The sequence below is a fragment of the Agarilytica rhodophyticola genome, from assembly GCF_002157225.2.
GTDB classification, from domain to species: Bacteria; Pseudomonadota; Gammaproteobacteria; order Pseudomonadales; family Cellvibrionaceae; genus Agarilytica; species Agarilytica rhodophyticola.
Window position 1 is genome coordinate 198419 of sequence record NZ_CP020038.1, and the last position, 23018, is coordinate 221436.

At 40.0% G+C, this 23018-nt stretch carries 17 protein-coding genes; 8 read left to right on the forward strand and 9 right to left on the reverse strand.

Annotated elements, in window-relative coordinates:
- Positions 1–156 precede the first annotated feature (156 nt).
- A complete protein-coding gene (locus BVC89_RS00885; RefSeq protein ID WP_086929421.1) occupies positions 157–1227 on the forward strand; it encodes an AraC family transcriptional regulator in 1071 nt (356 codons plus the stop codon).
- Positions 1228–1266: 39 nt separating this feature from the next.
- Here the strand turns inward: BVC89_RS00885 and BVC89_RS00890 are convergent, their stop codons facing one another.
- The 6 genes from BVC89_RS00890 to BVC89_RS00915 all read right to left on the reverse strand — a co-directional run bounded on the left by BVC89_RS00890 (position 1267) and on the right by BVC89_RS00915 (position 11792).
- On the reverse strand, positions 1267–4257 hold the full coding sequence (locus BVC89_RS00890) for an FAD-binding protein (RefSeq protein WP_086929422.1): 2991 nt from the start codon (positions 4255–4257) through the stop codon (positions 1267–1269).
- A gap of 38 nt (positions 4258–4295) precedes the next feature.
- A complete protein-coding gene (locus BVC89_RS00895) occupies positions 4296–5018 on the reverse strand; it encodes a 2Fe-2S iron-sulfur cluster-binding protein (RefSeq protein ID WP_086929423.1) in 723 nt (240 codons plus the stop codon).
- 118 nt (positions 5019–5136) lie between these two features.
- Positions 5137–6333 (reverse strand): acetyltransferase domain-containing protein, encoded by a 1197-nt coding sequence (locus BVC89_RS00900; RefSeq protein WP_086929424.1) that lies wholly within the window; start codon positions 6331–6333, stop codon positions 5137–5139.
- A gap of 85 nt (positions 6334–6418) precedes the next feature.
- Positions 6419–8590: a TonB-dependent siderophore receptor gene (locus BVC89_RS00905; protein WP_086929425.1), complete on the reverse strand. Its 2172-nt coding sequence runs from the start codon at positions 8588–8590 to the stop codon at positions 6419–6421.
- 369 nt (positions 8591–8959) lie between these two features.
- Positions 8960–10750 (reverse strand): DUF4955 domain-containing protein, encoded by a 1791-nt coding sequence (locus BVC89_RS00910; protein ID WP_086929426.1) that lies wholly within the window; start codon positions 10748–10750, stop codon positions 8960–8962.
- Between the two features lie 154 nt (positions 10751–10904).
- Positions 10905–11792 (reverse strand): LysR family transcriptional regulator, encoded by an 888-nt coding sequence (locus tag BVC89_RS00915; protein WP_086929427.1) that lies wholly within the window; start codon positions 11790–11792, stop codon positions 10905–10907.
- Between the two features lie 121 nt (positions 11793–11913).
- On the opposite strand from BVC89_RS00915, the gene BVC89_RS00920 reads away from it, so the two are divergent.
- From BVC89_RS00920 to BVC89_RS29480, 4 genes are all read left to right on the forward strand, one after another.
- Positions 11914–12264 carry a MaoP family protein gene (locus BVC89_RS00920; protein ID WP_086929428.1) on the forward strand — a complete coding sequence of 117 codons (351 nt, stop codon included), beginning with the start codon at positions 11914–11916 and terminating at the stop codon, positions 12262–12264.
- An 8-nt stretch (positions 12265–12272) separates the two neighbouring features.
- Positions 12273–13307 (forward strand): glutathione synthase, encoded by a 1035-nt coding sequence (gene gshB / locus BVC89_RS00925; protein ID WP_086929429.1) that lies wholly within the window; start codon positions 12273–12275, stop codon positions 13305–13307.
- On the forward strand, positions 13291–15333 hold the full coding sequence (locus BVC89_RS00930) for a flavohemoglobin expression-modulating QEGLA motif protein (RefSeq protein WP_086929430.1): 2043 nt from the start codon (positions 13291–13293) through the stop codon (positions 15331–15333). Before gshB ends, BVC89_RS00930 begins: the two co-directional genes overlap by 17 nt.
- A 338-nt stretch (positions 15334–15671) precedes the next feature.
- A complete protein-coding gene (locus tag BVC89_RS29480) occupies positions 15672–15827 on the forward strand; it encodes a hypothetical protein (protein ID WP_158657732.1) in 156 nt (51 codons plus the stop codon).
- A gap of 33 nt (positions 15828–15860) precedes the next feature.
- Here the strand turns inward: BVC89_RS29480 and BVC89_RS00935 are convergent, their stop codons facing one another.
- A complete protein-coding gene (locus BVC89_RS00935) occupies positions 15861–16307 on the reverse strand; it encodes a hypothetical protein (protein ID WP_086929431.1) in 447 nt (148 codons plus the stop codon).
- Positions 16308–16787: 480 nt separating this feature from the next.
- Here BVC89_RS00935 and BVC89_RS00940 point away from each other — a divergent pair, with 480 nt between their 5' ends.
- The 3 genes from BVC89_RS00940 (at position 16788) to BVC89_RS00950 (ending at position 20646) form a co-directional block, all read left to right on the forward strand.
- Positions 16788–17315 (forward strand): helix-turn-helix domain-containing protein, encoded by a 528-nt coding sequence (locus tag BVC89_RS00940; RefSeq protein WP_086929432.1) that lies wholly within the window; start codon positions 16788–16790, stop codon positions 17313–17315.
- Positions 17316–17998: 683 nt separating this feature from the next.
- Positions 17999–18343, forward strand: coding sequence for a hypothetical protein (locus BVC89_RS00945; protein WP_086929433.1), 345 nt, complete (start codon positions 17999–18001; stop codon positions 18341–18343).
- A gap of 452 nt (positions 18344–18795) precedes the next feature.
- Positions 18796–20646, forward strand: a complete 1851-nt coding sequence (locus BVC89_RS00950) for a di-heme-cytochrome C peroxidase (protein WP_216825069.1) — start codon at positions 18796–18798, stop codon at positions 20644–20646.
- Between the two features lie 33 nt (positions 20647–20679).
- Here the strand turns inward: BVC89_RS00950 and BVC89_RS00955 are convergent, their stop codons facing one another.
- Positions 20680–21774 carry an aminotransferase class V-fold PLP-dependent enzyme gene (locus BVC89_RS00955; protein ID WP_086929434.1) on the reverse strand — a complete coding sequence of 365 codons (1095 nt, stop codon included), beginning with the start codon at positions 21772–21774 and terminating at the stop codon, positions 20680–20682.
- 12 nt (positions 21775–21786) lie between these two features.
- Entirely contained in the window at positions 21787–22956 is a 1170-nt protein-coding gene (locus BVC89_RS00960; RefSeq protein WP_086929435.1) for a PrnB family protein, read from the reverse strand.
- Between the last annotated feature and the right edge of the window lie 62 nt (positions 22957–23018).

Genomic DNA, 23018 nt, shown 5'->3' on the forward strand with positions numbered 1-23018 from the left:
TACAATCAAGATAGTTTCGCCAAGGATTTCCCAGTGTAATACTTTTTGTATACAGAAAAAGTGTGTATGGGGACATATTGTGGTCATATTTGGCCAGTTAAGTTATGTTATGCCTTAGCGGTAATCAACTAATGCAAAGCATATGAGGAAACCCAAGTGACAGCGTCAGAGTCTTCTGAAGATGAAGCTATCTTACCTATATTTTTCCCTAGTGTTTTATATCGCGTACTTTGTAAAAAAGGGATTCTTTCTGAGCAACTACTTAAGTCTACTGATCTTACGTCTGACAGCTTTTTGGATGAAAATCTACGAATTAGCTTCAACGAGCATAAACAGTTTATTCTCAATGCGATACAAGTCACTGGCAATTCTCATTTAGGATGGTGGTTTGGGCAACAATTAAATGTAAGTTCGTTAGGCCTATTGGGGTATGCTGCGATGAGCTGCGACTCAGTGGAGGAAGCCCTGCAAACCATTGCTAAATATTTTAAGCTACGTGCGCCCTTGTATAGCCTCAAATTACTCACTTCTATCGATACACCGTACGCCTCTTTGAAAGACAAAAGTGCCTTGCAAATTGATAGCAACATTGACTTTGCAGAAATAGAGTATTTTTTGTTGAGTAGTGCATTAAGTGGCGCTGCCAATTTGTTGAGTTACTATTGCAGCAAAGGGGGTACTGGTGAAGGGAATGAAAGCCAAGACAATATAGTCGAACGTGTTGAGCTAACCGTTCCCCAGCCTGAGGATTGGGAAGTTGTGTATAGTGCTATGAGTTGCACTGTAGTGTTTGGGGCTTTATATAATCGTCTAGTTTTTTCATCCGATGTGCTAAAAAAAGAAAGCGTTGCGGCCGATCCAGCCACAAAAAATGCCATTAACGCCCTATGTAAAAAACAATTATCTGAATTAGAAAGACAACACATTTTGGCGGTAAAAGTCCGACAATTTATCCTACAACAAGAAGGAAAATTTCCTTCTTTAGACGAAGCTGCAGCCCACTTTTTTATGTCGCCAAGAACACTTAGACGTGAATTGCAGAAAGAACACACTACTTATCAGACCTTGCTCGATAAAGTACGCGAGAATATTGCTATCAAGTATTTAACCACTACTAATAAACCTATCAATCAAATTGCATATGATGTGGGTTTTGCTGACAAATCAAATTTTGGCCGCGCATTTAAACGATGGACAGGTAAGCGGCCCAGTGATTTTAGGGTTTAGAATTTTTTAGATTTAGATGAATACAGTTTTTAAGATGCTTTACATCTCTAGTTTACAATCACTTAGCGGCAATGCGGTGCAGGTAAGAATATAGTTATTTTGTTTTTCTGCAGAAGTTAGGCCGTCATCGCAAAGCATACGAATATCACCTGATAATTTCCGTGTTTTACATTCCCCACAAGTACCACTGCGGCAACTAAAACTCACATCCATACCGTGTTGTTCTGCCACATCGAGAATAGATTTAGCAGGGATGCTTTCTGCTTTGATATTGGATCGAGTAAAATGAATATTGAACTGGCCGATATCTGAGAATGCATCCATATCTAAAGCCTTACTAAAATGTTCAAGATGTAATTTTCGCTTCGCTAAGCCGAGATGCTGAAGTTTGTCTTGAATCTGCTGCATAAATAGATTTGGCCCACACATGTATACATGACGCCTTGTTAAATCGGGTACCCACCGCTTTAGCAATGTCATCGATAATCTTCCCAGAGCGATATCATTTTCATCATTTATATTGATAGGGATATTATTCTCTCTAGTGTAGTTAATACAAACTCGAAGGTTACTGTACTTACTAGCTAGATCATATAAGGTTTGCCTGAATATACAGTCGTTTCTGGTGCGCATCGAATAAATTAGAATAACATTCGTTTCAAATTGCTGATCAACGATCCACTTAGCCATAGATATCAGAGGTGTAATGCCGCTGCCAGCTCCAATTAATAAAAGTTTCTTTGGCGGTAACGGTGCACCATGGGGTGGTAAAGTGAATGTACCCAGAGGCCCTTTCATCTCAACTGTATCGCCAACGGCTAAATGGTCAATCATCCAATTGGAAACTAATCCTCCTGGTTCGCGTTTGACAGTAATTTCAATAAAGTCTTTCTGATTCGGCGATGCAGAAAAAGAATAGGAACGGGTAATAGCTTTACCTCTAATAACAAAAGTAAAATTGCCAAACTGTCCAGGCTTAAAAGAAAATGCTCTTGTGTTATTTTTTACGAAACGAAATGATACACTATCGTGAGTTTGAGGTAATTTTTCTACTAGGCGCAGTGAGTAGGATTGAATTTGCTCTGGTATGTTTTCAGATATAGTTTGCTCATCAGGTAAAACAACACCCATTTCTTTGGCTTTTTTGCGATATATCTTGCTCAGAATCTGAGTTAAGCGTTGCTGGGGAACACCATACAGCAATGCCAGACTCAATACTCCCACCTGTTTTTTGGTTTTATGAGCTAAAGCGGACATTAGTGGTGTGTGTTCTCGCTTGATTTTGGTGGTATTCCAAACGCTTGTGGAACTAAGTGATGCTGTAGGTTTATCTATTTTGATGGATAAGCTATAAGGCAGACAATCAAAAACCTTGGACAGTAATGCTGGCTTATCTGATCTGACATGTGCGCCTGCGCTAAGTGGTCTTTTTAATGCAGATAGCCCTATTAACTCGGCGCAGGTGATCAAGTTGCAAAGCTCAACATAATCAATAAAACTTTGATTCCAAATCGTATTATTAGATATTTTTACTCGTTGCAATTTTTGCTTTAACACTGCGACCTTTTTAATACCTTGTTTAATCTTATCGCCAGTGCGCGTAGGGCCAAGGTATTCCCAAGCGACTTTTTGTAATTGAATAGTAAGTTCGCTAGCAGATGAAGGATACTTAGCACCGAGCAATGAGGTATATTGCCTCAACGCAGCATGGGTTTTTTGTTGCCACACTTTGTGATCTATTGTTTGCGTGTTAGCAATCCAAGCGGCTTGGTTGCCAGCGCGCAATCCGAATATGACATTTTCGGCTAACGATGTTGAACCCAGGCGGTTGCCACCATGTAAGCCGCCTAATACCTGACCTGCAGCTAATAATCCTTTTATATCTCTTTGGCTTATTGCTTCTCCTTGTTCATTAACCCTTATCCCTCCCATACAATAATGAGCACATGGTTTTACCTCCCAAGGTTCTTGTAATAGAGATGCCTTCACTCCTTGTGCAGCCCTAATGTTCTTTACAAATGCATGGCCAACAGTGCTAAACAAGCGATAAAACATTGCTCCGCTTGGTCCCTCTACATTACGAGTTAAATCCAGGTAGCATCCCCCCTTATCTGTACCCTTCCCCTGTGCTATCGCCTGCGCCATAGCAGCAGCTACTTCAGCACGATTTCGACGCATGATGCCTTTCATTAAAATATTGCCATTGCGGTCGCGTAAAACTCCCAAAGGGCCTGCACTGGCCGGCTCGCCCACCACCAAGCCTTCAAAAGATTTAGGCCCCACTAGTGCAAAGGGAATAAATTGGACTTGTTCCATATCGACCAATTCGCAGCCTAGCCTTGCTGCCATTGCATAGCCGTCGCCCGTGTTACCGCGCATAGTATCTGTGTTTGGGAAGTAGAGAGTACTGAGTCCTCCGCACGCTAGCACAACCGAAGGGGCTTTTATTCGCCATATTTCGCCACTGACAGCGTGATAAATCAAACACCCGATAACTTGTTTAGTATTAGTTTTACCTTGCTCATCGGTTATCACTTCTAAACACCAAGCGTCTTCAAGTAGGCTAATAGCGTTTTCGTTTTGTAACAGCGCTTGCCAAACGGAATGGCCATAATCTAGCCCACCGTTAGGATGAATAATTGAGCGCGGCCTATTGTGACCACCAAGTTCAGCGTGAGATCTTTTGTTGTCATTGTTATGACTACGGTTGGCTTTTAACCCCCACTTCTCGAGCCACTTGTAGGCTTTTTTTGAGTCTTTAGCGAAGGCTTGAACTAACTGAGGATCGCCTATATCGCTACCTTCAACTCGCATATTGGTAGACAGGTTACTTTCGCTGTCTTTATTTTCCCCCACATTTCTGACTGTAACGATGCCCTCAGAAATCTTGCTATCACTGCATATCAAAGGATCTTTGCTGACAACAAGTACATTCGCACCTTGTTGAACGGCAGCACTAGCTGCTGCGCCTCCAGCTCCGCCGCTACCGATGATCACCACATCGAATGTTTTATCTTTGATTTTAAACATGGCAATACACCTCAGCCTTTACTGTTATTTTCAAACAATTAAAACCGGCTATTCTTAGCTGCGGCAAGGGCTAAAAGTGGCCCAATCACTTCGCTTGTTAAGCTAATACCCACTTGGCATTTACAGCCATCACAATCCAAACAACTATCTAAGCCTAGCTCGATCGTATTCTCGACTAATTGGTTTTTATTCTTGTCACTGTATTGCTCAGCTAATGTTGCCTGTCTAATTTTTAACAAGGTATAAGGATTACCGTATTTCAACTCTTCAGCCGTTTGTTTATTTTCTGGGTCACTTTTTTGGGAAAAATTATTTTTAGAAATATTATTACGTTCATACATCGGACAATCTGACAAGCAGCTATAACATTCAATGCAACGATTAAGACTAATTTCTTCAGGAGACGGTGAGCGTTGAGATACAGCTGGTGTTGGGGGGATAGTATTTTGCAGTTGCCGGTTCACCTGGCTGCGTGTGACTATTAAATCACGAATATGAGGTAGCGTACTTAATGGGCTTAACACATCGCCCTCATCTACTCGACAACGGCAAGCAAGTCTTGGATTGCCGTTTACCTCGATAGTACAAACACCACACAACTCATTTCGACAACCATAACGAAAAGCTAGTTCAGGCATAGCAGAAGCTTTTGCTTGAATTAGCACATCCAATGCCATCGGACGCTTTTCTTCATTTTGCTGATATTCATATCCACACGGTTGTTGGTGGAGTGCGTCACCTGAGACTATGGTTATCTTCATAGAATATACCTAAACCAAAAACGAATAGTGGCTGTTAGGTATATTCTATTGGGCTACGCGATGACGGCGAGTGTTAGTAAGGACATTTAGTGGTGATATCTGGCCTATTTTATTATTGCTATAGATAACTCAACCAAGGCTTACGGTATTTTTCCTTGTGTTTGTAGCTAGAAAATAGTTTGGATGGGTAATAAAGCATCAGTGTCAGAACTATTGCGCCAACCCATATTTGCCAAACACCACTTAGGCCAAAGCGTTCTCCATGAGTGGGGCCGAAAAATAGATAAAGAACCCAATATGCTACAAGCAAAGTATAAAGGTGCACCAGATATGCAAACATGGGTACTGAGCCATAAACTTTAAGAATCTTTAAAAAAAAGTTTTGGCTGCGTAAGGAATCAAACCAAGCTAATAAAAATAGGCCAGTGCTCAGTGTAATCAATAGATAGTCCAGCGAAGGCGGATACTTTGAAAAGTTAAGAAATGACCTTACAGTATCGATAACAGTATCTTGGACACTCCAGGGCAATGTCTCACCATAAATATTAAATCCGCGCAGTATGAGCAAGGTAAGTAAGCAGATAACCCCAGTTATAATTAAAGTCTTACGCCTACTAGCAACTGTAATTTTTTCTTCAAATAATGGCCCTGTAAAGTATCCCAGTAGAATCACCCCTATCCAGGGGAGTACGGGATAAGATGCTCTGATCGTTAACCCACCTACTTCACCGATATTATTTTGATCGTGAAGAATTGACCATAAAGTATAACCGAATTCATCGGGCGCAAACTCAATTGGTGTCAACGCGTTATGCCCAAATACAATTGCCAAGCCAATACTGCCTATGAGCCAATAATTTAAATGGCACACAAGAGATAAGCAGATCATACTAACACCAATTGCCCACAGTACCTGAAGCCAAATTGTAGTAGCAATTGTGTCGATCCAAAGCAGATAGTAAAAGACAACTTCAATAAAAATAAGCACCATTCCACGCTTGAATAAAAAACTTGTGGGAGAACGATAATTACCATTAGCTGGATGTGCATATAACCAGGCAGAGATGCCGGCAAGGAATATAAAAATTGGTGCACAAAGGTGGGTAATATAGCGGGTAAAATACAGTTCGGGTGCTACCGTATCATGTATCGGATCACCGGTTGATGTGTGCATAAAAAAACGTTCGCGCACGTGATCAAGCATCATGATAAGAATAACCAAGCCGCGCAAGAGATCTATTGAGGCTAATCTTAACGCATTAATAGGTTTGCCTTCAGTGTCGTTCGACTGTTTTATAGATGTACTAACCGACATTGTATTCCTGCATCTTAAAGTGACAATTTAAATTGACAGTGAAAGGCTATGGTTCATAGCCATAGCCTTCGCTTTTCAATAGTACTTAAATCTTAAATGCTGCGGTAAAACGGAAACGTCTTGGTGCTCCTGGTTCAACCCAGATATCAGCAAAAGAGTTTGTATAGAATTCCTCATCGAATAGATTGTCTATATCCACTCGAAGAGTAATATCCCGAGAGGCCTCTAACTCTGCAAATGCTCTTACGGTTGTGTAACTTGGTAAGAAAAAGTCAGACGCAGTTTGACCTAAGCGCTCATCAACGTAAAGAACACCTGCGCCAACTTTTGCAGGTACACCCAATGATGTAAAGCCCTTGCTTAATTGCACACTTAACTGATTCTCAGGAACGTTAATAAGAGGGTCACCTGCTTCGATGGTGGCACCAAAGTTTGCATCGGGGTTCGCGTTAGTATATTCCGCATCGATAAAGGCATAGGAAAACCAGAACTCTACATTGCCAGGGAATTGAGCATTGATATCAAGTTCTATGCCGCGACTCTCTGCTTCTCCAGCTGGTCTTAAGAAGAAACCATCAGAGGCCTCAGGACGATCATCGAAAACTAGAATATTACTTTGTTGGATATCGAAAAGTGACAGCGTAGCGACGCCGGATACACTATCAAAAAACCCTTGTAAATCAGTTTTGATACCGATTTCTGAAGACTCTGACTTATTGGGGTCGAAGGCATTACCCGCGAAATCTGAGCCAGTTAATTGCCTAAAGCCTTCGCCATAGGTGGCATAGACACTGGTATTTTCATTCACCAAATAAACGGCTCCCACTTGAGGAGAGAAACGGGAATCTGATTGGGAGGTGGTTGTTACTGGGGTTGCCCGGCGGTTGTCGATATCTTGGCTAAAGTCATCAAAACGTCCGCCTAAGCGGATTTGAAATTGTTCAGTGATATCTATCTGGTCTTGAATGTAAATACCCCATGCTTTTTGCACTTCTAAGCGATCAGTATTAGGGCCTAACTCAAGCAGCGGGACAGCCCCATATACAGGATCAAGAATATCTAATACAAGATACTGATCGAGGTCGAGTTGATCTAAGGTTGCGCCGTCAGGGATTGACGGTGGACGGCCACGTAGAATAATTTGATCATTCTCGAAACGATCGAGATCTGCACCAACAATAAGACGATGCTCAAGAGTACCGGTGCTAAATTCACCCGAAAGCTCTGCACGCACAACTGCATATTCTGTATCAAAGTCCCTAAAGCGCCTAAATCTAGAAAGTGTGCGGCCATCTAAAAATAGGGTTTGACGCCCCTCGAAATTGGGTTCTGAAGCAAAACCAACAAACGTGGTATCCCTTAAACCGAGCCCAGTAAGAAGGGTCCAATTATCCCAAAGCTCATGCTCTACTTCCAACTGATGTCCCATTACTTCAGTTTCAATATCACCATCGCCAGGTTCACCAATAAAGTTTTCTATTGGCATGATGCCAAGTTCGCCATTTAAAGAAACGACACCACGGTCAAAAGGCAATTCTTGCCGGGTAAATTCCAGCTCATAGTTAACAGTGGTACTATCTGAAGCTTCCCATGCAATCGATGGGTAAAAGCCAACGCGCTTAGTTTCTACTGTTCTTCTGAAACTTTCTGCGTCATCAAAAAAGCCTACTAAGCGCACACCGACATTTTCATCTTCGCCAAGTACCGTTTGAGCATCAGTTTCAAAGCGCAGTTGCTCCCAACTACCAACGGTAGTTCGAATTTCTCCACCCTTTTCAAATTCGGGGCGCTTTGTCACAAGGTTTACTGCACCACCAGGCTCACCCCGGCCGAAAAGCGCTGCCTTAGGCCCCTTTAAAACTTCAACTCTTTCAATACCTACCAAGTCTCTTGGGCCACCAAATCCGCGGCCAGCGTTAAATCCATTAACTAAAAAACCACTGGGTAAATTTTCATCACCGGCAAACCCTCGAATTGCGAAACTATTCCACAGCCCTCCGAAGTTATTTTGGCGCGCCACAGTAGCGGATAAATCAAGCGCTTCACTGAGGTTGAGTACACCGGCATCTTTTATTAATTCAAGATCAATTTCCTGAGATGCTGCTGGCACCTCCTTATATTCAAAAGCACCTTGGTAGGCTTGACGTGTTCCGATCACTGAAACTGTTTCAACTTCCTTTGTATCGTCATCTGCAAGGCTCAATGCACTAGGCAGCATTGACGATATACCAATTAAATATGGGGCGAAAAAGCGCATGGATTGATTCCTATTCCTAGAATAAAAAGGCTTAAAGATTTAGAGGTGGCGCACTATAACACGAATCATTCTCATTTACACTTGGCTGTGTTTGTTTTATCAATATTTTTATTCGCTTCTAGGTGGGTAACTTTGTATCTATGAACAATAGACCTATTGCTTGCTTGAAATAGGTGCTTAAGCGGCATTGAATTTATTACCTCGCAGCTTAAATTGGTAGGGAACATTTTCTTAATGCACTATGAAATTGCACAGTGCTTTACAATTACTAATACCTATACCTAAGAGAAAAGGCATACTTAAACTAAGACGCCTAGGTCAGCTAAGATTTGTTAATAAATTTATCCTATTAAATATCAAAGCGGTAACTTATTTTTCTTTTGCCTCCTTATTTAGTTGGTTTAACCAGTTTGGCAATTTTCCGAGTCGTAATTCTAATTGAGCCTCGTATAGAGACTCCGGGTTAACATCTCTTCCGTAAGAATCATTGCGCGCTAATTGAGGGTCGATGAAATTTGCTCGAGCGCCATGCCAGCCTATCATCTTAATCTCTAAAAAGCGGCTGTATATACTATCTGTACGCCACCAGTCTCTGGTTATGCCGTCGTTATTCCCAAGATCTTTAAAATTCCAGAAAACTAAATCGTGCATATGATTTGGCTGTGATTTATCAGAACCGCCATGACCACCACTTGCCCCACTAAAGCCACCATCAATGCGATCAAAAAGAGTGGCATGGGGAAAGCTGGCGTGAGAGTCAAAAGTCGTTTCTTTTGGCCAACTACTGCGATGGAAAACCGTGGCGGCCGCTCTTGATGCAACACCAAAAGCGTGGTGCATGCCCGTATCAATTTTGTCGTGAGAGTGGGTGACAAGAACACCGTAACTATTTTGAACAAGAATTGATTGATGTCCTCTATTACCTTCTTCAAGAGAGTTTATGACACTAAAGGAGTGGCTTGCATTGATACTGAGTGTTTGATTCCAGTCTTTAAAACGAATGTCTTTTAACCACGAATTCTCATATTTGTTGATACGAATTGCTGTCCAAGCGCTATCATGAATAATACTTTTATGGTGTTGAAATTTTTCTTTCCAATTACCAACGAAGGCTATGTTTTCAATGCCAAAATTATTGCCTAATGTTATTTTTCTTAGCTCCCAATTATAGTCCTTGCTAATATTCATAGCTAAAGGCATTGTGAGAGTAATAGTATTACCACTAATACTTTTAATTTTATGAAACTCTCGTGAAAACTCACCTTCTTTAAACTCAGTCCAATTGTCTTCTACTTTGTAAGGTTGTAGTGCATCATCAGTTGCCGCTTTAGGGTCTTTCAAATTAATAATAATATTGTCGTCTGCCCGCAAGGCGCTTGCGTTGGCTACCGTAATATGGAAATCACCTATTTTCGCATTCCTCGTGATATTCGTTATTTTATTTCCCGAAGAGCTTGAAGTAGAACCATTGATTGAAATCATTGGTGGCGTCGTCCACATTTTCTCTGGTGTTCTACTCAAAAGGTGTTCGCGAAAAAATAGTTCTGTACCACCAACACCTGAACCTTCCCCGCGTAAAATTAATTTGGAGCCGTTAATGTTAATTAGAGAATCATAAATATCATCTTGCTCACTCAATAAGTAGCGACCTTTGGGAAAAAAAACAATAGCACCGTCGGCTTTCTGAGCCGCTGCTATCGTATCTTTGATACTGGCTAAGTCATCTTTGTTATCGTTTGGTTTTGCTCCGAAGTCCGTAACATCGAACTGTTGCCAGGACGGGTTTGGAATTGCTTCTTCGCCTTGTTTAAAACCTGCATAAGAAAAATCAGGAAAAGGTAATTGCTCGCCACTATTTTTGGCTCTGACAAATTGCTTCCAAGCTTCTATAGAAGTTCTAGCAACGGGTGGGGGTGAAGTTGTGCTCGTAGGAGTTGGACTCGGTTGTGCACTCGGTGTAGGAGTGGTTACCGGTGAAACCGTGGGCAATGGTGCGATACTCGGCTCGGGTATTGCCGAGGGCTGAGGCACTGTCGGCGTTGCTGTTGGGCTTGGATTTTCTCCACTTAGCAGAGAAGAGCTATCGCTCGAACCACCTCCGCAGCCAACAAGAAATAAAGCCAATGTTCCGAGTAGTTTAAATTTTAGATAGTCTCTCATTATAACCTTGCCGCGATATAAGCTTTTAGAGACCTATCATATACACTAGTTAACAAAGTAACTGTGTGCTACTTCGATATACACTTCCTATTTGGTACTTTAAAATCAGTGATAAAATCGATTCGATAGAATTAAGCCCTTTAAATTTTTATATCTAGAACTCATCTTCGATTGGTGCCAGAGCTGTTTCAGGTTTTATATCTCTAGCTTTTAGAAAGTTAATAATCGGTCCCAAAGATAGACTAGTATCAGATCCTTTTATGTATACGGCAAAGACTTCTTGTTTAACTTCTAAACAGTCCGAAACTTGGAATAGATTCTGATCATCCAAATAGGATTGTACTAAGGCCCTAGGTAAGTAAGCTGCCCCTCTGTGGCTTAGTATAAATTCCAAAGCGATCCGACTCTGTGCTGTATGTAAAATAGGAGCTACCGGTTCAGTAAATAGTCGTGCTTGCTGAATATTAAATGCAGTACCCCAATCAACAAACACATAACCCAGGTTAGGTATGTCTTCAATCTGCTTTCCAGCATGGTTACACACCATAATAAGCTCAAGGTCGCCTATTACTTCAGCTTCAAAGTCGTTGTTTGCCGGTGGATCTAATGTCGCGAAAATATCTACTCTGCCTCCTAATAATGAGCGCACCAAGTGTTGAGAATTATTAATTTCTGTTCGCATGTATAGATTGGGAAATTTTATGGCCAGCTTTGGCAGTAAAGATTGCAAAAACGTATCCCATAAGTTTGAAGTACCGCCGAGAGATAGTTGCGCGTTCTTTTTGGTCGGAACCCCTACTTCCTGAACTGCTAATTGCCAAGAAGCTAATAGGCTCTCGGCATGCGGAAGTAAGCGCTCCCCTGCCGTTGTTAGCAGGATATTGTTGCGTTGTCGGGTAAAAACTGGCACTCCTATCATTGCTTCCAGCTGTTTGATTCTTGAACTAACTGCAGATTGAGTCAAATATAGATTCTCTGCAGAGTGGCCAAAATGTCGCGTTTTAGCAACTTCAAGAAAAGTTCTTAAAAGATCAGTATTCATTTATCAACACTTCGATCAAAAATTTTTATCAATAACTACAAAAATCTATCATTTTACCGAAGCGAGAATCAAGAAAATAATATATAGCAGTTTAGTTCGGCGATAAGAGATATTGATTAAAATGCAAAGTTTAAGCTCATTTTTCACCAATAAAAAGTTTTATGCCAAGGATCACTTCCCCTATGGTTTATCCCGTTGTGGCGAGTTCAACCAGGACCAAGCGAAACTCCTAGAAGAGTACGGTAGCGCTTATCGAGAACTACATTTAGGTGAGCGACAGCCTGTGAATGATGAGGAACGAAATTTTGTTTTGGTTTGTAATGGTGAGAGGCTACCAAAAACTAAGCACGAAATGGTTTGGATATATTACTGCCATAAGATTAAAGAACGAAATACAGGAGAATCATTTTCTGGCAAACCTCAACTGCAGGATTTTGGTACTACGGTATCTTCCGATGATGAAGAGTGGTAAGTACTGGCATGAAAATTTGTTTTTTAATGTACCCATGGGAACGTATCGAGCCTGAAACAGATAGCACTCTGCGGTTGATCCACGAAGCTGCTTTAAGGGGTTTAACTGTGGTACTCACCACGCCAAATAATCTGACTATTAGAGAAAGTGTGGCTTATGCATTTTGTAATGTTTTAAAAAAAACCACCAAGGTCAGTACTAACATTCCATCTTTCTATAAATCGGCGGAATTTAAACGGTGTAAGTTACCGATGGGAGGATTCGATGTCATTATTATGCGTGCGAATCCACCGTTGGATACCACTGCACTAAATTTTCTTGACTCTGTGCGCAACGACGTATTCATTATGAATGATATCGATGGTTTACGTATTGCAAATAACAAACTCTATCCTGCTTCATTCAGTGGAGATGCAGCGCGTTTTATTCCCGTGACTCATGTATCGAAGAGTCAAGACTACCTGGAGCAAGTTTTAGAAGAGTCGCCCACGGAAAAAATGATTATGAAACCCCTGAATGGTTTTGGTGGGCAAGGGGTTATTGTCGTCGAAAAAAGTGCTCAGCAAAATTTTCGATCACTTTTAGATTTTTACATTGGCGGTGATCAAGAAAACTATGTGATTTTGCAAGAATATGTTGAAGGTGCGAATTATGGTGATATTAGAATTTTGATGCTCAATGGCGAGCCCATTGGAGCAATGCGTCGTGTCCCATCTGAAAAGGATATTCGCTCAAATATTCATGCCGGTGGTAAAGAAGTCAAACACGTTATCACGAAAGATGAGAAACGTCTGTGCAAGGCAATTGGCGCGCAACTAGTGAGAGATGGTTTATATCTTGTTGGACTGGATGTGATTAACGGAAAACTTATCGAAGTCAATGTGTTAAGCCCCGGAGGAATCACTCGGATAAACAAACTGAACCGAACTAGGCTGCAAAAACATATCATAGATTTTATCGAAAATGTCGTGTCTGCTCGTGAATTAGTAATTGAGCGCAAGAATTCTTTTCGCAAGGTAATTGAAGATGCTGAAGCTATCTGAGCAGGATATTATCCAGCGAATCAAATCCGGGGATCAGTTTGAATGTGAGCTTTTAGATGGAAGCTTTAGTATAAAAATTGAATCCTATACTCCTGTGATATGTACTGCTATTCACGCAGGACATAAATTAAGAAGTAATTTGATTTCCAAGTGTGCTTTGTCTGAAACAGAAAGGCTTTATGAGGAAGATCCGTTTACCGACCAACTAATTCAAGCCATGCCTATTACTTTGATTGCCCGTGACTCTCGTTACGAGTACGACTTAAATCGACCTATTGCAAATTGCATCTATTCTAAGGCTTGGGGGAAAACGGTTTGGCAAAAAAGGTTATCTGGTAGAGAAAGGAAAGAAAGCACAAATAAACATCAGACATTTTATAGGGTTTTAGACGCTTTAGTAGAAAAAGTTGAAAAGTTATTCCGAGCTGCATTAGTTTTTGATATACACTCGTATAATCACCTTCGCCGAGAAGATGCTTCGCCAACATTTAATCTTGGGACTGAGCAAATAGATTTAGATCGTTGGAAAAGTGTTATTGGGTTATCACTAGCTAAATTATTAGATATTAGTTTACCTAATATGCCTACTCTTGCTTGTGAAAACGCTGTTTTTTATGGTCGAGGTTATATGATTTCTCATATTAACAGCCGTTTCCAGAATACTCTTGTTTTGCCTCTTGAAGTAAAGAAAGTTTTTATGGACGAGCTAAGCGGAGAGATTTATCCTCTCGTCATGCAGTCACTTAATCAGCAATTTAAAGGGTGTTTAGTTGAAATTTCCGCGTTTTTTTCCCGTCGCTATACTTCCAAAAAAAGGGCAAGAAAATCCGATATCCTTGCAGAGAAAATGGATTCTGCTGTTATCAAAGTCGACCGTGCGCTGTACCAATTAGCAAAAGGGCTGGAAACACTTTTCTATATCAATCCAATTAATATTCCTAATGAGAGAAAGTCTTTCTTAAGGTGTAATGGTAATTACCAGCCACAATTCAGATATCGGCAGCTGAATATTGATCCGTATCAGTTTAGGGAACAGCTTTACCGTTTACCGGTAGAATCTATTAGAGATCCTAGCATTCAGTCTCTCTATCGTGATGTGATTGATTCTTTAAGCGAAAAGATTGGATTATTGGTTAAAGCGGGCAGACCAGGGTTTTTATACGAATCGTTAAAATACTATGGCGAGCCAGACCAAACCGATGAGCAAAATGCACGTTTCTTGCTACACGCTAGTGGTCTAGATGCTGCTAATGAAAAATTGTTGACAGCTGAAGAGTTGCAAAAACAGATGAAGGTTGCTGCATCCAAATGGAAAATGCCTTGTAAAATAGAAACAAGTAGCAAACTTGTTGCAGCAGCAATGGTTTCAAATAGTCGTAAGTCGCTGATGATTGCCAAAGATCTTAATATTTCATCTATAGAAGCTAGAGCTCTCGTTCATCATGAGCTTGGTGTGCATATGGCAACAACTCTCAATGCTAGTTCACAGCGTTTAAAAGTATTTTCATTGGGTCTACCAGGAAATACTCTCACTCAGGAAGGGTTGGCGATATTAAACGAGTACCTCTCAGGAAATATGAGCCTGAACAGGCTACATGGCTTGGCTCTTCGCGTGCTCGCGGTCAGGCAAATGCTTGATCACAATGATTTCAGGCGTACTTTTAGTTACTTAGTGGAAGAGCATCATCTAACTCAAGAAGATGCATTCAAACTTGCTGTAAGAGTGCACCGAGGAGGTGGGTTTACCAAAGATTATCTATATCTTAACGGTGTTAGCAAAGCGCTAGAACTGTATAAAAACCAAAGTATCAAGAATCTTTACGTAGGTAAAACCGGATTTGATTACTTACCTACTATTAATGAAATGGTTGAACGTCAACTAGTGGTTGCGCCTATTTATTATCCCCATTATCTAGATGCTCCTGCAGAAGTATCACCGATTCTCGAATATTTAGTCAGTTGTATTCGCCCTTCTATTGGTTACGATAAAAATAATTATAATGGTCAAAATCAAGTAGCTGCTTAGTGCTTGTTAATATACAGGTGTACAGATACCTTATTATTTTTCTGCACTTTCTTTTTCGCGCTTTCTCGTATCACTCCCTATCGAAGTAACGGCATTCATCATGGGCAAGTTAAGTTAATACTGGTAAAAAATATCATATTATTACGCTCAAGGCGCTGTGGTAGTATTTTGAATGTTGTCACTTATTTCTATACTTTTTGCCAATGCCTTCTATTAAAATTTTCGCCAATTATTAAAGACTGGTGACGTATTTTTTTAACCCACAGTAAAAACCAACTTCTTATCGTGCACTTCAATGGTGTCTTGATGATGAAAGAAAAATATGGTGGTGGGAGTCATTGTCAGTACCTGCTAAAACTATTAGTTACGACGATGAGGATGGTCTAGAGATTATTGGCTTGGTTATCCCTAATAATCTCGAAGTTATATTATTTGTGGCTGATGACGAATCTCGGCCCTGGCCTGAATACTATTTGCCAGCCATCATGCTTTGAGAAGCGTGTTAAATGGAAAGAGTAATATCTAAATTACTCGAAACTAACTTTAGTCATACCATCTGAAGCGAGTGGGAAGAATACAGCAACAGAAGAAATAATCATAATGAGAAGCTGAATCATACCAGGATCAGTAAAGAACGCTGTTACAATTAGTCCAATCCACCCAAACAAATGTAATACTTGAAATACCCAGCCGTAAAAACCTTCTTTTAAATCTTGTCTAGACTGCGATGCATTAGCAGAACCTGACTCACTATCATTCAATATTAGCGATATCCCAAATAGAGCTAAGACAGAAAACTTTCTTGGATATTTTTGAGAAAAAACAATTGAAATAATTAAAGAAAAAGGAACGAAAATAATTAATGATGGTAAAGTAGTGACGTTATTTATCAAACAAACATATACAAGCAAGGTTGCTATGAAAAAAAAGAATGCCCCTACTAAAGCAGCCATTCGTGTAAGCAAGCTTTTCATTATAACTCCTGATTTAAATACTAGGTACGGGTAAAGCTAGGATACAAGTGTGGGCAAGGTTGAGTCATTCCAAGCTTTAGATAAACACCTCACCGAGGTGCCAAACTTTATACAACATAAAGCTACGACGCTAAGAAGGGGTTCTCTTTTTTATGCAAAAATACTCATATACTTCTTCAAATAACCTACTTATAGGATGAGCAATTAACCGTCGAACAATATATGTATTATTTTGCGTTACCACTTTACACTTGCCTTAAGTATGTTCCTAGAATGTCAAATGAATTTGGGTTTTAGTTTAGAAGTAGGTTCCGAGGTTTTGGATGATTATCACAGAAGTATCTTTCCTGCACTGTAAGTGGGTCATTATGTAGTAATTGTAAATTTTTTCTCGGGGCTGCAGGGCTTATAGATGGCAGACAGGTAATAACACATTGGCAGCAAGCTGAAGAACTTGCAGAATGCTTTCCCAAAGCGGAAGTGATAGCAGATTCCATTTATATACAAGATGGTCCGCTCTATACTTCTGCGGGAGTGACAGCTGGTATCGATTTGGCACTTAAAATGATCGAAGATGACCATGGTCGCAACTTATCTATACAAATTGCACGAAAACTCTTAGTATTTTTGCGCCGCCCCGGTGGCCAATCTCAGTTTAGTGCTCATCTGGCTGCCCAGATCGCCACAGAAGATAGAATACAAGAGTTGCAGCATTGGATTCTCGATCATGTGGATGAAGATTTGACGCTCAATGCATTAGGTAATCGAGTCGGTATGAGTGTGAGAAATCTAAGCCGTGTATTCTTAAAAGAGACTGGTGAGACCCCTGCTGATTTTGTAGAGCAAGCCAGAGTTGATGCTGCCCGACGGTTGTTGGAAGAGAATGATTTACCACTACAACGTATAGCATCGCACAGTGGCTTTTCTAATCCAGATATTATACGCCGTGCTTTCATGCGCCGAATTCATATTAGCCCTAACGAATATCGCAAGCGTTTTCGTGCTTAGCCCCTTGGTATACCTCTAGCTATTAGTTTTGCTTGCATCAGCAGTATGTCCGAAATATAAGATCAGAAAAATTACGCAGCACATGATTATTTAGTAATGTACGAGTCGCTACCTTTGATTTTTCAAATTGTATAGTAAAAGCAGTATTCTACTTGGCTAGTAACAGATATATTGCCATGATCTTTCTCAGCAAGTTCTTTTGTTAGAGTTCAGCCAATGCCATAACTTTTGAGAAGCCCATAATTTTGTTTCCTAAATCAAGGCATAAAGATTTTATCCAAATTTACTTCCTCAATACCTACATGCTTAAAGCAATCCATTTTCATTTCTAGTCTTTTTCAGTTACTTGGTAGATATTGTGATGAAAGAGGCCGCTGCTACAACTACCCTGAGAAAGAGTAAGACCCGTATATAGTTAATATCTGTCCACCCTAGTGTAAGCATTGCACAGTGTTGTTTCACAAATGTAATGCTAAGAATGTAACGTGTTATTTTTTAAGGTGCTATAGAGTAAGAGGTTACAGGTAGGTTGAATAGAATGGATTTGGTTAAGGTTATATTAATATGGAGCAAAACTTCACTCTCTTCCTATTGTTTTTATTGGATGCATAATTGCTCTAATAAGTCCTCTTTCATATATGTAAAATCGTTAAACCTTCTAGGTCATTCCAAGGAATATTAAGATGAAGTTTATTTTGTTTATTTTGGGGCTATTATTGTCTTATAGTGCCCATGCGGGTTGGGTAGATAGTATTGGAAAAGTTGAGGATATTGTTACTTACGCACATGCAGAAACAATATTAGTTAAGTTGTCTATACCTGGTATTAATGTTCCGAAATGTTCAGATAAAGATTATTTTGCGATTAGCTCAGGCATGTCTCCAGAAGGTCGGGCACGTATGTATTCAATGTTGCTGTCTGCTCAAGCGACAGGGCGTGAAGTTGCCGTAGCAGTATTAGATACTGGCGATTGTGAATCGTGGTTTTCGGCACAAGATATCTATCGTCGTATAGCACGCATACAGTAAACCTTTGTATTTTTAAAAAGATATTTATTCAATTAATACTTGGGTTTAGCACTCACTTAATACCTTAATGTTTAGCTCAAGTATTGTTAACTATTACTACTTTTAATTTATTTCTATCGTTACTTAATATTAATAGCTAATAACAATTACTCTCATTCTTAATGCCGTATATTAAAGGTACTTGCTGACCATATTTTAAAAGCAATATTAAGTGTCAAAAGCTATTTTTTTCTTATCTAAAAGCATATTTAGATTCACTTCCCTTTGAACACAGTTAAATAATATTCTACGATTATATTGGCCTGCTAATACTAATAAAAATACTTTTAGCTGATAATGAGATCTTGCATCCATATGGCTCTAAATAGTTCTAAACAAAACGTCTAAATTAATTAAACATATTTTAAATAACTTTGTCCTTTGTTTTGCTAACTTTTAATAAGGAAAAACTTATGTCGTTCAAGTGTCTGTCGTTGAAACATAGTTGCTTAATTGTTATTTCCGCCTCGCTAGCTTTTGTTCTTGGTTGCTCTAGTGAACAAAAAGGCAAAGCTATTGAACAAGGTAGTGAGGTTACCGGAGCTTTCCCTAATGTTGTTAATTTAGATCAGAGCTGGACTACTGATACTCAGCAAGCTTTTTATTTTACCTCTCAGGGTTCACGTATTCTGCCTTATAAATGGTTCTTGTATTTAGAAAAAGCAGGCTCCGAAATGCTTTTTCGAGATAATAAACATATTTCTCAGCTGCGTTATTTACCTGAGAATAAAACAACCTGGAATCCAGATGGTTTAGCGGTTGGTTTTGTTAAAGACGTAGATAAAAAGACAAAACAAGAGTGGATGGGGTTTAACTGTGCAGCATGCCACACAGCCCAAATAGAATATAAAGGCATTAATATCCGCATCGATGGTGGACCGACATTAGGCGATTTTGAAGAATTTAATAAGGTTCTCGTCAAAGCTATGAATGAGACATATCAGTCTGAAGAAAAGTTTGATCGTTTTGCCGAAAATGTATTAGAAAAAGGTTATAGCGCAAATGACAAAGTGATACTTAGACGAGCACTTCTAGAACAAACAGAAATATTAGCTGAGCGTAATCAAGCGAATCATCCAGATCCTAAACAGCCAGCTTATGGCTATGGACGTGTTGATGCTATAGGGGCTATCTTTAACCAGATACTTTCAAAATCGAATGACATGCCGAATAATGCTCGTGCATCTGATGCCCCTGTCAGTTATCCATTTCTTTGGGGCACACATCAATCAGATGTCGTACAGTGGACGGGATTTGCTCCTAACGGCCCTGATAGTGTGGGTGCATTAATTCGTAATGGTGGTGAAGTATTAGGTGTTTACGGACAACTCACTATACCGGACGATAAATCTGTTAAGCATTACCAATCATCTATTCAGATTGAAAATCTTGGTAAGCTTGAAGAATGGGTCGCCGAGTTACGATCTCCAATGTGGCCATCTGAATATTTGCCAGCGATCGATGCTGTACGTGCAGCTGAAGGTGAAAAGCACTATGCCAAATATTGTGTCAACTGCCATCAGCTAATAAAACGGTCAGATGAAGGGGAAAAATATACCGCTGTACTAACGCCTCAATCTGAAGTAGGGACAGACCCACAAGAAATTATTAATATGTTAGAAATAAGAGAGGCTGGCAAGTATGCCCAAAGGAAGGAGTTTGTTTTAGCTGGGGATGTTATCCCAGAAAATACTAATGGTTTAGCACCTTTAGTGAATGCTGTTGTTGGTTCATTATTAGAACACCCTATTGATACTCTTGAAGCGGCGATAACGGAATATAAAGGTGGGGAAGCAGCTAAGCAAGCGAGCGACGGTATCGATGAAAACCTCGACCATCATCCACGTAACATTTTTAAGCAAAAGCTTACAGTATTTAAAAATAAATATAAGAAAACACCTGACGTATCTAGTGACAAGGAAACTTCCTCTACTCCTTCAGGTATTGATGCTTTCAAAGTTTACAAAGCAAGGCCTTTAAACGGAATCTGGGCGACTGCACCTTATTTACATAATGGCTCCGTACCCAGCCTATATGAGTTACTGTTGCCATCAGATAAAAGGTCTAAGGTATTTTATCTGGGAAGTAGAGAATTTGATCCTGTGAATGTCGGTTATATTTCAACATCGACTTTAGATGATGCACCGGTCTTCCGCTATGATACTAGCCTAAAGGGTAACTCCAATGAAGGACATGAATATGGAGTGGTTGAGCTAACAAATATTGAAAAGAAAGAGCTACTTGAGTATTTAAAAACATTATAGATGTGATGCAAATATTTTATAAGCTAATAATATTTACCTTAAGCAATCGATGACTTTTTTTACATCATCTTCAGTATTGTAAATATGGGGCGATAAACGAATACTTCGATCTCTTATGTCATGGTGAATATTTTCGGTGTTTAGTTTTGCTGAAAGGTCATCGCATTTGTCGTCGAGCTTAAGTATTATCGTCCCTCCTCTTTGATTTGGTTCTAGCAAATCATTAAGCCAGCGCTCATCGAGGGCGTCGATCCAAAGCTGTGTTAACTTTTGATTATGTTTGTTGATTTTTTCTATGCCATATTCACATAATTCAGTTATGGAATTATTGGCAATTACGTAGGGTGCGACAGATGGTGTTCCACCCCAGAAACGCAGTGCATCATCTGCATAGCGGAACTCGTAAATATCAAACTCAAACGGGTTTTCATGGGAAAACCATCCTACATCTACCGGCTTACATTGATTGATAATATTGGGGTTGACCCATAAAAAGCCTGCACCTGGCCCACCACAAAGCCACTTAACACATGAACCGATCACAAAATCGGCATCCCATTTTTCTATGCTTATAGGTAAAATCCCCGCCGATTGTGCAATATCAACTATAGTGATGACATTTAATGATTTAGCAATGTCAATAATTTCCTGGACGGGTAGACGTTCCCCTGTGTTCGAGTGTACGTGGGTAATCAGTACCATATCCACATCATCACGTAATGCTTTTTCCCACAAGTCAAGATTTTGGACATCTTGATCGTGTTGAATAAATTGGCACTGGCTTCCGGCTTTGCTAAATACGTAGGCAAGAGATGGGAAGGCTGCCTCAGTGAGTAATACATGGGATTGGGTTTTTCGAAATGGTAAACCGTAAAGTAATTTTACCAGACCGCTAGAGAGATTCGTTTGCGGACAGAAACTTGTATATGTTCCTCCAAGGAGCTGGCTTAAACTTTTCCTGAAATTGTCGATATCTTTCAGCCAAGTATCCCAGACTTGATGTGGAGTATTTTTCCATGGTGCTAGAAAGTGATCTTCAAAATACGTGGGTGTACTATTTGGCATTAATCCAACTGAATGACTAAGAAGGTAAGAGCCATCAGGAACTTTAAACTGGGATTTGATCATTGCTCTTCCCTTTTATTTTTTATTAGTATTAATTGCTGTGCGTAAGCGTTCAAGATCCGCATAACGGCTGGGTATATCATCGCGTTTAGCAGCGATACGAAGGTCTTTTAAGTTATTTAATGAGCGTAGTAGTACATCTAGTGGCGGGCCGCTGGCAGTAATCTTTTCTAGATACTGCTGATCTATATCTTCAGATGGTTTGGTAATATATTTTTCTACCAATTGATGGTGGTGTTGGGAGGCTGCTTCACCGTGAGCATGGCAGACATTTAAAAACTCCTGAACGACTTTTGTAAACCAAGGCTTAGCTTGAGACCTGGGTATTTCTTCAAGTAACTGGTCAAGCAGGCTTTTACGACGCATACAGTCTCGTAAACGGGCCTGATCCTCGGGCATCATAAATAAGAATTTATCTACAAGTAATTGCGAATAATGAGGACTTTCTGGCTGACATAGTCCTAGTAGAACATCTAACTCGTTGATACCAGCAAAATCTCCGGCGTTGGCACCACGATATTCCTGTTGCCCCACTTTATAAGGTTTGTAATAAGGTCGCACATTATAAAAAAAGCGGTCCACATCAAGTCTGCTAAATAGCTCATTATTGTTTTCAATAACATTTTCGATAGCCTGTGTTGCCGCTGCAAGCAGATCGCAGGCGACGGGATGTGAAATGCCAATGGGCAGAATACGCACCAGGGAATCTGCCGCGCGTTTATAAGCAAAAATACCCCGAGTGTTATATTCTAAAAAAAATGCTTCTGCTTGCAGAGATGTAAATGCTTTATAAACACCATGCTGAGCGAAATTGTGGGTAGTTAGATGGCTAGTGGCAAAACGAGGTGTAACTCCTAGAGAGGCGCCAAGTTGCAGTGCCAATGCTGAAGCATTTTTAGATTGCTCGGATTCTGATATTTCATGACGTCTGCAAGCGCCCATATAAAGGCCCACATTACCAAGCAGATCAAAACCTGCATCGAAACCCTCATCGGTATTACCTTCTCTTAGTAAGGCCTGGATATAGTGTTGCCCCTCGTTAACTAATTGTTGTTTTAAGTCATTGCCAATATCAATGGTATTCGCTTTATTTTCTTGAGCAAAATATAATTCTTCTAAAGCAGTATTTATTTCAATAAATCCTGTTCTAATCCAATTATCGAAAGCATATGCATTGGGAGTCATAAAGTTGATTTCCATATGTTAGAGGACGATTAGAATTGCTAATAGAATTAAGGATATCACAT